This window comes from uncultured Sulfitobacter sp., from assembly GCF_947502895.1.
GTDB lineage: Bacteria > Pseudomonadota > Alphaproteobacteria > Rhodobacterales > Rhodobacteraceae > Sulfitobacter.
Map to the genome: position 1 here is coordinate 57,581 of NZ_CANNBM010000007.1, position 15,901 is coordinate 73,481.

Annotated in this window: 8 protein-coding genes; 4 read left to right on the forward strand and 4 right to left on the reverse strand. The window is 57.8% G+C overall.

Features of this window, described 5'->3' with window-relative positions; all coding sequences use genetic code 11:
• Nucleotides 1–14: 14 nt before the first annotated feature.
• From Q0903_RS18295 to Q0903_RS18310, 4 genes are all read left to right on the forward strand, one after another.
• The gene (locus tag Q0903_RS18295; protein ID WP_299417676.1) at nucleotides 15–1,874 is read left to right on the forward strand and encodes a hypothetical protein; all 1,860 of its coding nucleotides are present in this window, start codon (nucleotides 15–17) and stop codon (nucleotides 1,872–1,874) included.
• Entirely contained in the window at nucleotides 1,867–2,859 is a 993-nt protein-coding gene (locus tag Q0903_RS18300; RefSeq protein WP_299417678.1) for a glycosyltransferase family 4 protein, read from the forward strand. Before Q0903_RS18295 ends, Q0903_RS18300 begins: the two co-directional genes overlap by 8 nt.
• 126 nt (nucleotides 2,860–2,985) lie before the next feature.
• Entirely contained in the window at nucleotides 2,986–3,636 is a 651-nt protein-coding gene (locus Q0903_RS18305) for a sulfotransferase domain-containing protein (protein WP_299417680.1), read from the forward strand.
• A 61-nt stretch (nucleotides 3,637–3,697) separates the two neighbouring features.
• Nucleotides 3,698–4,519 (forward strand): hypothetical protein, encoded by an 822-nt coding sequence (locus tag Q0903_RS18310; RefSeq protein WP_299417682.1) that lies wholly within the window; start codon nucleotides 3,698–3,700, stop codon nucleotides 4,517–4,519.
• A gap of 173 nt (nucleotides 4,520–4,692) precedes the next feature.
• Here Q0903_RS18310 and Q0903_RS18315 read toward each other — a convergent pair whose 3' ends face one another.
• From Q0903_RS18315 to Q0903_RS18330, 4 genes are all read right to left on the reverse strand, one after another.
• Complete coding sequence (locus Q0903_RS18315; protein ID WP_299417684.1) at nucleotides 4,693–8,325, reverse strand: calcium-binding protein; 3,633 nt, start codon at nucleotides 8,323–8,325, stop codon at nucleotides 4,693–4,695.
• 467 nt (nucleotides 8,326–8,792) lie between these two features.
• Nucleotides 8,793–11,039: a matrixin family metalloprotease gene (locus Q0903_RS18320; protein ID WP_299417686.1), complete on the reverse strand. Its 2,247-nt coding sequence runs from the start codon at nucleotides 11,037–11,039 to the stop codon at nucleotides 8,793–8,795.
• Between the two features lie 127 nt (nucleotides 11,040–11,166).
• Nucleotides 11,167–14,388 (reverse strand): calcium-binding protein, encoded by a 3,222-nt coding sequence (locus Q0903_RS18325; RefSeq protein ID WP_299417688.1) that lies wholly within the window; start codon nucleotides 14,386–14,388, stop codon nucleotides 11,167–11,169.
• Nucleotides 14,389–14,568: 180 nt separating this feature from the next.
• On the reverse strand, nucleotides 14,569–15,411 hold the full coding sequence (locus tag Q0903_RS18330) for a sulfotransferase (protein ID WP_299032155.1): 843 nt from the start codon (nucleotides 15,409–15,411) through the stop codon (nucleotides 14,569–14,571).
• Nucleotides 15,412–15,901: the final 490 nt, after the last annotated feature.

A 15,901-nucleotide genomic window follows, 5' to 3' on the forward strand; every position in this document is an offset into this window, starting at 1 on the left:
AAGGAAGCTCAGGTATGCTCAATATCGCATTGGCAGATTCATTTCATCTGCATCAGCGAAATTTCCCCTCTCTGTTTAAAGTATTAGAAAGCGACCGATTTAACACCACGACATTGCTGGACAAGGAACAAGACGGCTTTGGCCTGATTACCTGTCTGGGCAATTACACCGATCTTTCAGGGCGTGTCAGCGCGCTGATGGCACGCTCGATCCAGACGCAGGCGGATGTTTTCGCCACTTGGGATGCCGACCGCCTTTATGGCGCACAGGTGGCGCATCTGGATTTATGGCCGCTGTGCCGCTCCGAGATGCTGGCCTATCTGCTCAGTTTTGATAACTGGCAGACAGATATTATGCCCAAGGACGACCGTGCGATTTTCGACAAGGCCTTTGCCGAGGATCACGCTACCCTGACGCTGAATATGGCAGCGGCGAACCACTGGCTCAACCACTGGTACGACATGCGGGCGGATATTTTCAAAAACCATTTCTGCTGCATTTTCTCGGGCTCCATGATCTACACACGGACCCTGATGGTGCTGTTGCGGCGCAGCCCGACGCGCGCGCTGGTGATGGAAAGCACCTTTACGGGTAATGATTTCCTGTTAGAGGAAATGTATCACCCCATCGCCAACAATCTGGGTGTGCAGCATGCAAACCTGCGCGCCACGCGCCGCGATCCCGCGCTTGAGGCGCCCAATCTCTATGACCGCGAGGTTATCAAGGCGCGCAACAAGGTGATGACCGCCAAGAACAAGAACGTCGTCCAGCCTCCGCCACGCGATCTGCCACGTTTTGCCAATGATGCGCCACAGGCGTTGATCGTGGGGCAGGTGGTCAATGATTTCTCGCTGATCGAAGACGGCTTTCCCTATGTTTCCTCTGTGCCGGTTTACCGTGAAATGATCGCGCGCCTGCTGGAAGAGACCAATTGCAATATCATCTTCAAGGCGCACCCTTGGGAAAACAAGAAAGTGCATCTGCGCACGCCACGCACCTTTGATGCGCTGGCGGAATATGTGTCGGGCCTGCCCGATGACAAACGCGCCCGCGTGCTGTTGGTGGAAGACGTCAACATGCAATCACTGCTGGAGGACAGCCAGTTTTGCCTGACCTTTACCTCGCAGACAGGGATCGAGGCGGCGATGCTGGGCCTCAAGCCTATCGTGCTGGGCCATGCCTTTTATTCGGGTGCGGGATTTACCCATGATTGCCCCGATCTGGATGCGGTTGTGGCGGCAGTCAACAGCGGTGAGGGTCTGTTGGACCTGAGTGGCTACCGCGCTGTTGATCGCTTTTTGGTCGATCTGTTCCAATACGGGTCGGTATCCGTGCATGGCTCGGGCGAGCGCAAGATTGCACAAATGCTGGTGCGCCACATTCCGCTGGAGCAGAAAACCCATTTGCGCATGGAAATGGAACTGGGCCAGACCGCCCTGCGCCCGCGCGCCGATCCGTCCGAATGGTCGGGTGTGTTGCGCATGAAAGGGCCGCTGCCACCTGACGAGGAAGTGGCCGTCATGGCACAAATGCTGACGTTTGCCTTGCCCGATTTTCCGGGTAGCTTTGACAGCACCGATACACAATACACATTGCGCTGCCGCGTCAGCAATAAATCACAGCACGCCATCCCTCTTTCCAAGGGGGGCAAGCTGTTCAACCTGTCCTATCATATCTTCAACGAAGCCGGAGAGCGGGTTGTGCTGAACGGCCTGATGACGCCCTTGTTGCGTGAGCTTCATGACAGCTACGAGGCCGAAATCGCATTCCAGACCCCCGAAGAAGCCGGCAAATATACGATCGTGCCGGCCCTGCTTTATACCGGCGTTTGCTGGCTGGACAGCGCTACATCCTGGGAGTTTACCGTTGCATAAAATTGCCACTGAGGATTTTAAATCCACCTTGCCGGAGGGCGTGAATTATCCGCTTACCGTCAATTTCGTTGTCAGCAAAGATCTTAAATCCAAGATATTTTACGACATTTTCAAACGCTACATGCAGTTCGATCCAAGTCTGATCAAGCTGGAGGTCAGCGAAGAACCCGTCGAGGGTGCGGACATCTATCACTATCACCGCCCGCATCTCGAAGACACACTCAAGGCGCCTGCGGTTGTGACCGTGCACCATGATCCGCGCGAAATGGATCCGTGGGTGGACGCCAATAAATTCTGGCGTGTCTATAAGCAGGCCGTGGGTATTGTGTGCCTGAACTCCCTACAGCAGGCCGATCTGGCGCATGTGGGGCTCGAGCATACCCGCGTTATTCCACACGGTTTTGATACGACCATCTTCCAGCGGCGCAAAAAGACGTTTGATCCGGACGGCAAGATCAACATCGGGTACGTCTCCAAGCGCTATGGAAGGCGCGTCAAGGGCGACACCTATTTGTTCGAGTGTCTGGAAATCTTGTCGCCCGAGCATGTACGCTTTACCCTCGTGGGCGAAGGCCGCGCACTGGATGCCGCGCGCATGCGCGATATGGGATATGAGGTAGAGGTGTTTGAAAACATCCCCTATCGCTTGTTCGGCTCGCTTTATGACAACATGGATTTTCTGATGATGGTCTCGACCTACGAGGGGGGGCCGGCCAACCTGCCCGAAGCGCTGGCAAGCTCGACGCCGGTGCTGGCCTCGCGGGTGGGGATGGTGCCTGATCTGGTTCGCGACGGCGAGAACGGTGTGATCCTGTCAGGTGACATCCGCCGCGATGCGCCTGTCTTGCGCGCCTTGATGCACAACACAGACGGCATCACCGACCATCTGTTCGAGGGCGCGCACGAGAGCGATACAGTGATCACATGGGAAGATGTGATTGCCAGCCACATCCAGTATTACAGCGAAATCATGCTGAAACCCTGAAGGCAGGCGCCAAACTTCGCGATCTTGTGAGGGTTTGAAGGCTAGCATCTTGCCAAGGCGGGCAATCCATATCAAATTGCCCGCCACCGCCAATGGCGGTAGATCCTATGAGCAAAGAGTGAATTTATGATACTATGTAGCGGTTGCTCCAAGTCGGGAACCCATTTCCTGACAAGCCTGATGGTGGCTATGGGCAAGGAGCAGTTGGGTGGCACGTTGATAAAGCGGCCCAAATCCAAGCTTTTCAGCACCAGCAAGCGGCCTCTGTCGGATTTGCTCTCGCAAGACAATAGCCACTTCATGCATGGCCATGTGATCTATCGTGCGCCTTTGGTAAAACGGCTGTCCGAGCATCGGCATCTGTTCATCCTGCGCCACCCGCGCAACATCGCCATCAGCTGGATGCGCCACCGCATCAAACAAAACCCCGAGCTTGAGGCCGGTCCAGTCCTGCTTGAACAGATTATCCGTGGCGGCATGTTCGGCCATGAGGTGCCAAAGTTCATTTCCCTGCATCTGGACTGGCAGCATGAGCCCGAGACCCTAACCGTGCGTTTCGAGGATCTGGCAGCCCGTGACATGGCCGTGCTGGAAAAAATCTGCGCCTATGTGGGCGAGCCGACCAATCCCGATCTCTACGACAAAGCCTTTGGCGCCAGCTCGACCTTCACAGGGTCCTTTAGCACATGGTCGGATAATCCGATCTGGACCGATGCGGTTGAACAGGCTTGGCAGGACACAGGCGGCCCACGGGTAGAGGAAGCCGCAGGCTATTGATCGTGTGCGGTGGTCGGGACGCGCAGAATAGATTTTCAACGAGCGTTTTCGAGAGACTGAAATGAATTACGTATATATCGGGGCTGAAAAGACCTCGACCACCTATCTTCAACGGCTGTTCAATTCCAACAAGGCGGCTTTTGCCGAACAAGCCGGTATTACATATCTGTCTGCCCATGCCATGAGCAAAAATATGGTGGCGGCGGCCAAGGAGGGGCGTGTGATGCGCCTGCCGGAAAAGGTCAGTGTGGCGGGAGACCGCAATCTGATGATCTCGGAGTTTTTCTACCGTGATCTGAATACGCAAAAGCGCATAACAGGACTAAAGCCTATTCTGGATGCAGCCCTGCCGGGGCCATACCGCGTGGTGATGTATGTGCGCGACCAGACCGATTGGATCGTCAGCTATTATTCCACCTATATCAAACGCGGCGGTGTGCTGACCTTCGAGGAATACGTGAATTTCATTCTGGAGCGTAAACAGTCGCTGCATTTTGCAAAATCTGTGGGCTATTGGCAGGCGGTGTTCGGCGATGCGCTGGATGTGTATCACTACAAAGGCGGCACCGTGCTGCACGAGTTGCTGGAACGGTTTGACGTCACGCTTGATCAGGTGACATTCAAAGATCCCGGGCATGCCAACGTGAGCCTGCCTGTCGAGAGCATGGAAATCTTGCGCCATGCCAACAGTGCCATGCGCGATATGCCAAATGGTGCGGCCAAGGATGCGCTGCAAAAAGCGCTCAAGAACACTGTGATGGATCATGCTTATGGCGTGCATAAATTGCAGGCCGATGCCACATTACGCGCCCGCATCGTGGCGCATTTTTCCGAAGGCAACAGGGCTTTGAACGCTGCACGGGGGATGAGCCTGCCTGAATAGGGCAGCGATCCTCCCTCGTTTTTTCGCCTCTGAGGACATCCCATACATGATCGGTTGTTGCATATAAAAATGGCGGCACCCTTGGGCCCGCCATGTCTTTGCATCTTGTGTGATGCGGGGGTCACAGGGCGGGCAGCGGGCTCTTCCACTGGTCCCGCCCTGCGGTGCGAGACTTACACGAAGTCGAAGTCCGAGAAATCGGTGAGGATCACACCTTCCAAGGTGATGCTGTCGGCGGTGCCGTTCACGGTAACGGTGGTGTCGCCCCCGCCTGTGCTCAGCGTCAGATCGGCCTCGACAAAGCCCTGCATGACCAGATCGTCGAAATTGGCGGTAAAGCCCACGATCGTGTCGGCGCCAAAGCCTGCACCAAAGATGAAATCATCCGCACCAGGTCCGCCCAGCAGGCGGTCATCGCCGTCCCCGCCGGTGATCTCGTCTTCGCCGTTGCCGCCAAAGATCGTATCGTTCCCGTCGCCGCCAAGGATCGTGTCGTTATCGGCACCCCCTGTCAGGCTGTCGGTGCCATCACCACCGGTGATCCGGTCATTGCCTTCACCGCCGTCGATGACATCGTTGTCGGCCTGACCGCCCAGCGTATCGTCACCGATACCGCCGTTGATCGTGTCGTTTTCGGAACCACCCAGCACCAGATCGCGGCCATCACCGGCTTCCAGACTGTCGTTGCCGGTACCGCCGCGCAATGTGTCATTGCCCCCGCCACCGGTCAGCGTATCGGACCACGCACCGCCATCAAGGCTGTCGGCACCGCCGCCACCATCGAGCGTATCATTGCCCGAACCGCCGCTCAGCGTATCATTGCCCGAGCCGCCTTCAAGGAGGTCGGAACCGTTTTGGCCAAAGACAAGGTCGCTGTTGTTGCCGCCTGAGATGGTGTCGTTGTTGTCACCGCCATAGATTGAATCGGTACCATCGCCACCCGCAATGTCATCGGCGCCATCGCCGCCTTCAATGCTGTCCGAGCCTTTGCCACCCTGAAGCGTATCCGCACCAGTGCCACCCGACAGAGTGTCGCTGTTGCCACCCCCTGACAGCAGGTCATTACCGCCGCCACCGTCGAGTAGGTCAATCCCGTCGCCGCCGCGCAGCACGTCATTGTCGCCTTGGCCGAACAAGGTGTCATTGCCCGCCTGTCCCAGCAGCGTGTCCTCACCGGTGGAGCCTTCGAGCCGGTCCTGATCGTCGCCGCCATCCAGACGGTCGTTATCCCTGCCGCCGTTGAGAGTATCGTCACCTGCACCCCCCTCGAGCGTGTCATCACCGTCCAGACCGTTGATGATATCCAGACCGTCCATCCCGATCAGGATGTTGGCATCGGCATGGGTGCCGGTGATGGTGTCATTGCCACCGCCGCCAGTGGCGTTTTCAAAATCGATCAGAGGCACCGGGATGGAGCCGCCGACTTCGCCTTCCAGATCAAGGACGCGGGAGTTGCTGCTTGTCTCGATATAGGTATCAATACCGTCCCCGCCATCGAACACATCCGAAGTGCCGTTGACCGTGCCGCGCAGCGTGTCGTTGCCAAGGCCCAGCGAAATCCCGTTCAGGTTGCCGCCTGTTTCTTCGCTGATGTCATCGGCAAAATCGGTACCGATCAGATCCTGAATAGAGTTAAGCGTCAGGGTGGCGGTTGTGGTGTTCGAGCTGATCGAGCCGGCACCACCCGTTACCCCGCCTGTCGCACCTGACAGATCGAGCGTATCGTCCGAGGTGCCACCAAGGATCGTTGTACTCCCGTCTTCCATATTGTCGATGAACAGGTCTTCACCCGACCCGCCATCAATGCTGTCGCTGCCGTTGCCGCCCTGGATCGTATCGTCACCGCCACGTCCTTCGATCACGTTGTCAGGGACAAACGAGTTGTTCACCAGAATGTTGTTGGCGCCATCCGTGCCGATGACACCTTCCCCGCCGTCGATCTCGATGTTTTCAAAGCTGATGATGTCAGCGGTTTTGCCCAAGCCTGAGACGCGCACTTCCTCGGCGCCCAGATCATACGTCACGGTATTTATATAGACACCATCGACCGTCAGCTTGTCGGTACCGTCGCCCCCGTCGAGCGTGTCGTTGTTGGTGGTCAAACGGCCTGTGATCACCTCGTCATTGCCGTTGAAGGTTTCGATCCGGTTGGTGGTGTTATCCTGACTGCGGATATCGACCACATCGCGCCAGCCCGAGCCGATCAGGTTTTCAACTGTCCAGATCTGGTCAGTCTCCTGAACGCCGAAGAAATTTGAGAACGTCGCACTACCCACAACCGAGCCAAAAGTGATATTCCATGAGCCCGCAATCGAGAGCAGCGGCGGTGGGGGAGGCGCGGAATAGGAATAATCCAGCGTGTCCGATCCGTTGTCGCCGGTGATCGTATCGTTGCCCGTGCCGCCCGACAGGGTGTCATTGTTGCCTTCGCCACGGATCGAGTCGTCGCCGCTACCACCCGAAATGATATCATTGCCATTACCGCCAAACAGGCTGTCTTCCCCTGAAAGGCCGGTAATCGTATCGGCATTACCTTGTCCGTAGAAGGTATTGTCGAGGGTGTTGCCGTCAAAATCTGTGCCCTGCTGCTTGCCTGTTACGACAGTTGTGGAGACAAAATTAACGGGCTCGTTGCTGAAATCGGAGGCGTCGATATCAAGCGCATTGCGCGAATCGAAGATCGCGGCGGTGATTTCGCCCACCTCTTCCTGATGCGCGACCAGAATACGGCCATCACTGCTGACGCCGATGGACTGGCCGGTGCCCGCTTCATCGATCGCGATTACCTGACTGCCATCAAAGCTGCCCGAAGCGTTGAACTGGCGCATTTCAGTGCGACCGTCGGTATCGTCATCCCAGATGACCACAAAATCGCCCGAGGCAGGGCCGGGCAGGGCCACAACCTGAATTTCATTGATGTTGTCCGATCCGTTTTCAACGGTAAATTGCGCCCCTACTGTACCAGCAGAGTTGTTGAAGATCTGGCCGAACGCATCTCCATCATCCTCCCAGACGACGACAAAGTTGCCATTGGAAAGGCCCGCCACCTTGGGGTTGCCGGTCACGCCAGAGGGCAGGCTGCTCAGATTGCTGTGTGTCAGCGCGCCAGCTGTATTATAAATGCGGACTTCCATGGACTGTATGCCGCCGTCGTCTTCCTCATAGACGACAACCATCTCGCCCGTGGTCAGCATCGCGGTCTCGTGATCGCGGTCATATTGGGTGGAATTTTGGGCAGCGTCAAAGCCTGCGGACAGCTGCACATTGTTGAGGACGTTGATCTCGAAATGTTTGGCGCGGATGTTCTGGTCACCGGTGGTTGTCGTGCGGTCCCACGAGATAAAGCCAGAATTATCCGACTGGTTGATGAGGAGCCGCGGCGTGCCGATATTGCCTGTGGCATTGACATCGGATGCAACTATAGTCGCACCGCCAATGACATCCCCTGCGTCGTCATAGCGTTGCAGGACCAGATCGGTGTCCACGTTGTTGGTATCGTCGTCCATGTAGACGATCATGAAGCCGCCATCATTGGTGGCGGCGATGCTGAAATCACGTTCGTTATCGGCGTTGCGGCTTGTGTTCAGCTGGAATTCCGATTTGAACAGACCGCCTTCTGCGGTGTAGATCTTGCCGACGATGTCGGCATTGGCACCCGTGCCGATCGTGCCAGCGGCATTGGCCTCATAGGCCACCAGAATGTTGCCGTTTGACAGGCCGATGATCTTGGGGGCGCTTTGGCCGCCGGTGGCCCCGGCACCTGTGTTAACCTGAAATGCGCTGAGCCATGTTGCTGGAGTTGCCATGATAAAAAATCCTTGTGAAAAACTGGATGTGGGTTTCCGCCCGACAGATCAGGCGAAGTGAGAATGTGTGCAGTGTGAGGTCAGCGCGGATTGGATGTGGTGTGAAATGCCAATGCCGCGCGTTCAAAAAAATCGCATCGTCTTAAAATTCGTGTCTTCCTCCCGAAACCCGCTGTGTTGGTTCTCCTGACCACGGGTTTTCAATGTGCCCCTCTCGGTGGAGGGGCTTTTACAATTATCGTGCAGTGCACGGCTTAAATACGTCTCCACCCTGACCGATACGCAGGGCCAGAAATACGGCCCCATCGGAGAATGGTATAATTCCCACAGCATGGCATTGTTTTTTAATTTCGACAAGTTTTATTAACTTTCGGCCGCTTTTCCTGTGGAAATCCGCGCATGCCCATAAAAAAACCGGCCCTGACCCAAGGGCCAGCACCGGTTTTTCAGGCTAATAATTCAGTACTTTATACGAAGTCGAAGTCCGAGAAGCTGGTGAGGGTCACGCCCAGCAATGTGATGCTGTCTGCAGCCCCGTTCACGTTGACCGTGGTGGCGCCCCCGTTTGTGGCCAGCGTCAGGTTTGCGGCGGTAAAGCCCTGCATGATCAGATCATCCTCACCGGTAGAAAAGCCTACAATCGTATCTGTGCCAAAACCTGCGGCAAAGATGAAGTCATCCGCTCCAGGCCCGCCCAGCAGGCGGTCATCGCCGTTGCCGCCGGTGATGACATCGTTATCGCCGTTGCCAAAGATCGTGTCATCGCCATCCCCGCCGATGAGCGTGTCATCGCCCGAAGCGCCTGTCAGGCTGTCGGTGCCTGTGCCGCCCGTGATCCTGTCATTGCCGTCGCCCCCGTCTATGACATCGTTGCCAGTCTCGCCGCCCAGCGTATCATCCCCCAGCGCGCCGCTAATTGTATCGTTGTCGGCCCCACCCAGCACCAGATCACGGCCCGAGCCTGCCTCCAGACTGTCGTTGCCACTGCCGCCTCGCAGGGTATCATTGCCAGACCCGCCGATCAGGGTGTCGGACCAGCCACCGCCATCAAGGCTGTCTGAACCGCCGCCGCCATCCAGCGTGTCATTGCCATCGCCGCCGCGCAGGGTATCATTGCCTGCGGCACCTTCCATACTGTCCGAGCCGTTGTCGCCAAAGACAGCGTCGCTGCCGTTGCCGCCCGAAATGGTATCGTTGTTATCGCCGCCACGGATCGTGTCGGCACCGTTGCCACCCTGAATGTTGTCGCTGCCTTCGCCACCCTCGATGCTGTCCGAACCCGCGTTGCCCTGAAGCGTATCGCGACCGCTGCCGCCCAACAGCGTGTCGGTATTGCCGCCGCCTACCAACAGATCATCACCGCTGCCGCCGTCGAGCATGTCGATCCCGTTGCCGCCGCGCAGCACGTCATCATCGCCCTGTCCCAGCAAGGTGTCATTGCCATCGCGCCCTAACAGAGTGTCGTTGCCACCCCAGCTGCCATCGAGCGTATTGTCACCGTTATTGCCATCAAGGCGGTTGGCATAAAAGCTGCCGGTGCCGTCCAGATCATCCGCGCCCGTTAGATCAAGATATCGTACAGAGCTTGAGATCGTGTTCAGGCTATATGTGATCGAGGCCTGCACGGTGTCCCACATTGTATCGTAATAGGCCGTGATCTGATCGAGTACATTATCGACGACAAAGGTATCACGCCCGGTACCGCCGACCATTGTGTCGGCCCCTACGCCGCCATCAATCGTATCATCTCCGCCGTAGCCTGAATCGATACTGTCATTGCCGCCGCCGCCCAGCAGAAGGTCGTTACCATATCCGCCGACAAGAGTGTCGTCATTGCCCTGACCATAGAGCGTGTCATTGCCTTCGCCGCCAATCAGGCTGTCTGAGCCGACACCGCCATGCAGTGTATCGTTGAACAGATTGCCGTGGATTGTATCATCGCCCAAGCCACCCTTGATCAGGCTGTCGGCGCGGATGCCCACCATCGTGTCATGGTCGTCCGAGCCTGTGAAGGTAAAGCGGTCGGTGGTTTCATTCCAGCTGTAGCTCCAGCCCAAGCTGGCCCAGTCGGGCTGACCATAGAGAAATTGCAGCGCGTCTACATCAAGGTTTTGCAGTTTGGCATTGCTGTAGCCATCACCATTATAGCGCCAGCTATAGGACATCAGCGTGTTGTCGTGGTTGTCCAGCGCAGGATCAAGGATCACGCCCGAGAAGGGATGGTCCAGCCCCATTGCATGGCCCAGTTCGTGCAGGGTCAGGGTGTACATGCTGCCGCTATAGTCAGGGTCCGAAGGGTCCAGCAGCCAGTCGCTGTCATAGCGCCATGCGGGATTGGTGTCTTCGGTCAGGGTGACATAGCTCTGGTCGGTGAAACCGGCATAGGCAAAGGGTGAATAGGCCCAGGAATACCCGTGATCCGCATAATTTCCGTGGATCAGAATATTGGCATTTTCCGGATCATCCACTTCGATGAAGCGCACATTGGACACGGCCTCGAATTCGGTCACCGCAAGGCGCACCGCGTTCTGGCGCAGGGTATCAAGCGCGTTGTAGGTATTGGTCCCCGTGCCGGAGGGCTGGTTTTCGGTGAAATCCGGCAAATCGGCGCTGCCCAGGAACGTATATGTGACAATCGTAGCAGTCCCGAGGGAGACAGCTTCGTTCCAACGCGCGTCTCCTTCGGTCAGAGCGGTATAATCGGTGACTGGCATATCATTTGTCTCGCTGTGTATCGGTGCTGTCCGGAGGATTACTTTCGAAGAAAGACCAATTTATGGCATCTGGATATCTACAGACCAGATGCGGCGCGCGGGGCCGACAGCCCCGCGCGCATACGATTTACACGAAGTCGAAGTCCGAGAAATCGGTGAGGATCACACCCTGCAAGGTGATGCTGTCGGCGGTGCCGTTCACGGTAACGGTGGTGTCGCCCCCGCCTGTGCTCAGCGTCAGATCGGCCTCGACAAAGCCTTGCATGACCAGATCGTCGAAATTGGCGGTAAAGCCTACGATCGTGTCAGCGCCAAAGCCTGCACCAAAGATGAAATCATCCGCACCAGGTCCGCCCAGCAGGCGGTCATCGCCGTCCCCGCCGGTGATCTCGTCTTCGCCGTTGCCGCCAAAGATCGTATCGTTCCCGTCGCCGCCAAGGATGGTGTCGTTATCGGCACCACCCGTCAGGCTGTCGGTGCCGGTGCCCCCCGTGATCCGGTCATTGCCGTCGCCACCATCGATGACATCGTTGTCGGCCTGACCGCCAAGTGTATCGTCGCCGAGGCCGCCGTTGATCGTGTCGTTTTCGGAACCGCCCAGCACCAGATCACGGCCCGAGCCCGCCTCCAGCACATCATTGCCGGTACCGCCGCGCAGGGTGTCATTGCCCGACCCGCCAATCAGCGTATCCGACCACGCGCCGCCGTCCAGACTGTCTGAACCACCGCCGCCGTCCAGCGTATCATTGCCCGACCCGCCGCGCAGGGTGTCATTGCCCGATGCGCCGTCCAGAACGTCCGAGCCGTTGTCGCCAAAGATCACATCGCTGCTGTTGCCGCCCGAGACGGTATCATTGTTATCGCCGCCGCGGATTGTATCGGCACCGTCACCGCCCGAGATATTGTCGCTACCCTCGCCGCCCTCGATACTGTCCGAACCCGCATTGCCCTGAAGCGTATCCGAGCCGGACCCGCCCAGCAGCGTGTCGGTATTGCCACCGCCCAGCAACAGGTCGTTCCCGCTGCCACCGTCGAGCATATCGATCCCGTTGCCGCCGCGCAGCACGTCGCGGTCACCATGACCCATCAGCGTGTCGCTACCGTTCTGTCCCAGCAACGTATCATCGCCGGTAGAGCCTTCGAGCAGGTCTTGATCATCACCACCATCCAGACGGTCATCACCGGACCCGCCATTCAGGTGGTCATCATCATCACCCCCCAGCAGCGTGTCCTCGCCCGCATTGCCCAGCAGGGTATCCGCACCGGTCAGCCCTTCGAGCTGGTTGGCCCCCGATCCGCCGTTGAGGGTGTTGTCGTTGGTGTTGCCCGTCACATCGGCAAGCGCATCACCGCTGATGCTGAAAGTCTGGATTCCGGAAAAATCATCGAGCGTCACATGCGCGGCATAGGGCGCATCAGCTTCAAGCGTCACGTTGTTCACATCGACTGACAGCATCTGCACAGCGCCGCCAAAGAAAGTCGGGTCTGTCACACGGATATAGTCACCGGAGAATGTACTTGTCTTGATATCGGCGTCATAGTCAAAGCCGGCGGCAATTACCCCCCCCCCGCCATTTGGTGCGCTATAGAGCTCATAGGCGAATTCATCGGTGGCAATTACGCCGCTGACAGACGCGGTGCCAAGCGCCTCTGTCGCACTGCTCATGTTGGTATCAACCAGATTGGACAGGGTGATGGTAAAATCCTCGTCCAGCTCAAGATCCATATCGCCCATCACCGACAGGGTGATCGTTTGGGTAACAACCCCGTTTGCGGCAAACATGGCAGTGCCGCTCAGGGCCGTGCCACTGGCAAAATCAGCCGCATCCACATCCCCCGAAATCGCCCAATCCACAGTCAGGTCGTGAGCCATCCTGCCCAGACGGTTGATGTTGAAGGTAATGTCGGTGGTGCCTGCATCGCCTTCCAGAATGACCAGATCGGTATCATGAACATAAATGATGGTCTCGGCTTCGCTCACAGAACCTGTGCCGCCATTGATATTGAGCTGGCTGATGCTGGAGGTGCCATTGATCCCGACCAATCCGTTGCTTCCAGAAAAGCCGTTGGCCCCGTCGGCGCCGTCTGCACCGTCTATGGCCGTCCCGGAGTCATCGGCACCCGCAGTTCCGCCGAATCCCATGGACCCGCCAAACCCGTAGCTTCCGCCGAACCCGGCAAAGCCATCGGTGCCGGGGGTGGCGGTGTTGTAAGAGGAAAAGGCGATGGCGCCGGAACCTGCGAGGGTGCCAAGGTTCAGGATACCGCTTGCGGCATTGCCACCATCGCCGCTATCGCCGCCGATACCGCCACTGCCACCACTGCCGCCGTTCCCGCCGTCCCCGCCATCATACCCGAAAAATGTGCCCGGACCGTACATATCGGGCGTATAGGTGCTGCCGCCATTGCCACCGCCGCCGGCTATGCCGCCATTAGCGCCCGTGCCGCCACTGCCGCCCTGGCCCCCTGTGCCACCTATCGTGGTATGGGGCCCTGCGTAGACATGGCCTGTGCCCTGCACCAGCACGTCACTAAAGGCGCTGTCGACCAGCGTGAGCATGCCACTGGCAGTATTGAAGATACCGGCAGCCGCATCGCCGCCATCGCCACCTTTGCCGCCCGCGCCACCGCTGCCGCCATCGCCGCCATCGCCGCCAAAACCGCCCGGGCCAGCAATGAAGTATGCCGAGTAGGGTCCGCCATAGCCGCCGTAGTAGCCATCAGAGGCGCTGCCGCCATAGCCACCATCGCCGCCCACGCCACCCTGACCCCCGTAACCGCCATAGGCAAACCCGTCTGCAATGGTGACCCGTTCAAGCGTCAGGGTGCCCGCATTCAGGATTGTCCCTGCTGCATTCTCGCCGCCGCCGCCAACGCCGCCATCGCTGCCATCGCCCCCGTTGCCGCCGTCATACCCGTTGGCTCCGTAGCTGGCGAACCCGTAACCGAGGTAAAAGCCGGTCGGATTTGCGTTTATCCCGCCTGCGCCAGCCGCACCATTGCTCCCGTAGGTGCCAAGGTCGCCAGTGTCGCGCCCGCCCTTGAGGTTGACCGATTGCAACAGCGCCGTGGCCCCTGCCGCCACGTTCAGCACCCGCGAGCTGTTCATGCCATCCAGGCTTACATCCGCGACGCCGTCACCGTTGTGATCGCCGTTGATGGTCACATCCTCGCCTGCGATGATGTTCAGCACACCGCTGGACAGCGCCACATTCGTCACGCTTGCATCAAAGGTGATGGTGTCCGCGCCCGCGGTGCCCTGTGCAAGGATCAGCGCCTCGCGCAGACTGAGCGTGGCGTTGCCTGCGTTAGTATCTTCGCCGCCTGTATTTACGATATAATCTGCCATGACAGTGGACCTTTCGTGGAAATGAATTTGTAAAATACGAATCAAATGTCGCTATAAGTTAATTTCTTGATACCTTCATCACCGGCTTTCACCAAGAAATTGCGTGCGGTGTACTGGCAAGGCGTTGCATTCGTTCTGTGATATCCAGCGCAAGCAAGCAGGGCGCGCACAGCCCTTGCCTCAGGCGCGGCCCACCGGTGCTTCGCTTTGGGTGACGATCTTGTGGGCTTTGGTTTTGTGCAGGTCGTTCCAGAACACCATCTGGTTCAGCCGCTCGAAAATATCGGGCGGCAGGATCGAGCGGCGCGGCTTGAACTCAACTCTGCGCCCGACCGTGTGCAGGCCGGGTGTGTTGAGGCGCTCGTCAAAGCTCTCGGCGGTGTAGTCGACATTGTCAAAATCATGCTCGAACCACGGCTCGTCCAGAAACTGGTAGATCAGCTGCATCGTGTCGCGTGGGCGCTGGCACAAGATATCATATTCCACCAGTAACAGGCGGTCCGCCTCGTCCGAATAATACGCCTGTTTCAGCGATGTCCACGCCGAGCCGATCAGGCGATCATAGCGGGTCAGCGCATCTGCGCGGGTATAGACGGTGGCACGTTCGGCATCATTGCCGAACAGGCCCGAGCGTTTGAGCGGGTTTTTACGGGTGATCTTCTCGACTGAATCCATCACCCACGCAGGGTTGCGCACACAGGCGATCATCTTGGCCTCGGGGGCAAGGCGCAGCGCCAGCGGCATCTGTGCCGCCCACGTGCGGTTGGTGTCAAAGATCACCTCTGCCCCGGCGGCTGTCTCGTTATAATAGATGTCGCGCACACCGCGCAGCATACTCTCCAGCATCTTGTCGGTGATCTGGTCGGAGAATTCGTTGTTTGACCCTGCCCGCATCACCGCATGCATAAAAACACTCAGTGGGCTGGACATGCCTGCATGAAAGCGCGGGTTTTGCAGCAATATCCCCCCGAGCAATGTAGAGCCCGAGCGCGGCATACCGGTGATGTAATGATGAGAGGTCAAATGCAGTTTCCTATCTATGTGTTGTGCCGAGGATAGGAGCGGCGGGCCACCAAGCTCAAGAGGCAGTCTGCATGGCATCCGTTCCGGTACAGCCGTGCGGCGCGGCATCCGCAGGTTTGCTCAGGTCTTTTCGGACCGCGTACGGGGGGCCACGCCGCCGCAGACTGTCCTTTCCAGTCAACCGGTACAGCACCCCAAAGGCCCACAGAATTACCGGTAGCACGGGATCGAAATGAAATAGACAGCCGGTGCCGTTATTCGGGTTATTGGTCTCGTATAATTACATCCGTAATAATCGGCGTATTTCAGGGGTATTGGGCGGACTGACAGCTTAACCACCCCTCACGAAATACACTTATTACGAGAATCTTACAAATGTGCCTGACGCAAAAAGTGTATGTGTTAACCACTATCGGGGGCGGCTTGCCCCCGACAAGTTCCAGCTATCTTACCGAAAGTATTGGAAATTCCCGCTATGCGAGAAGTTCTG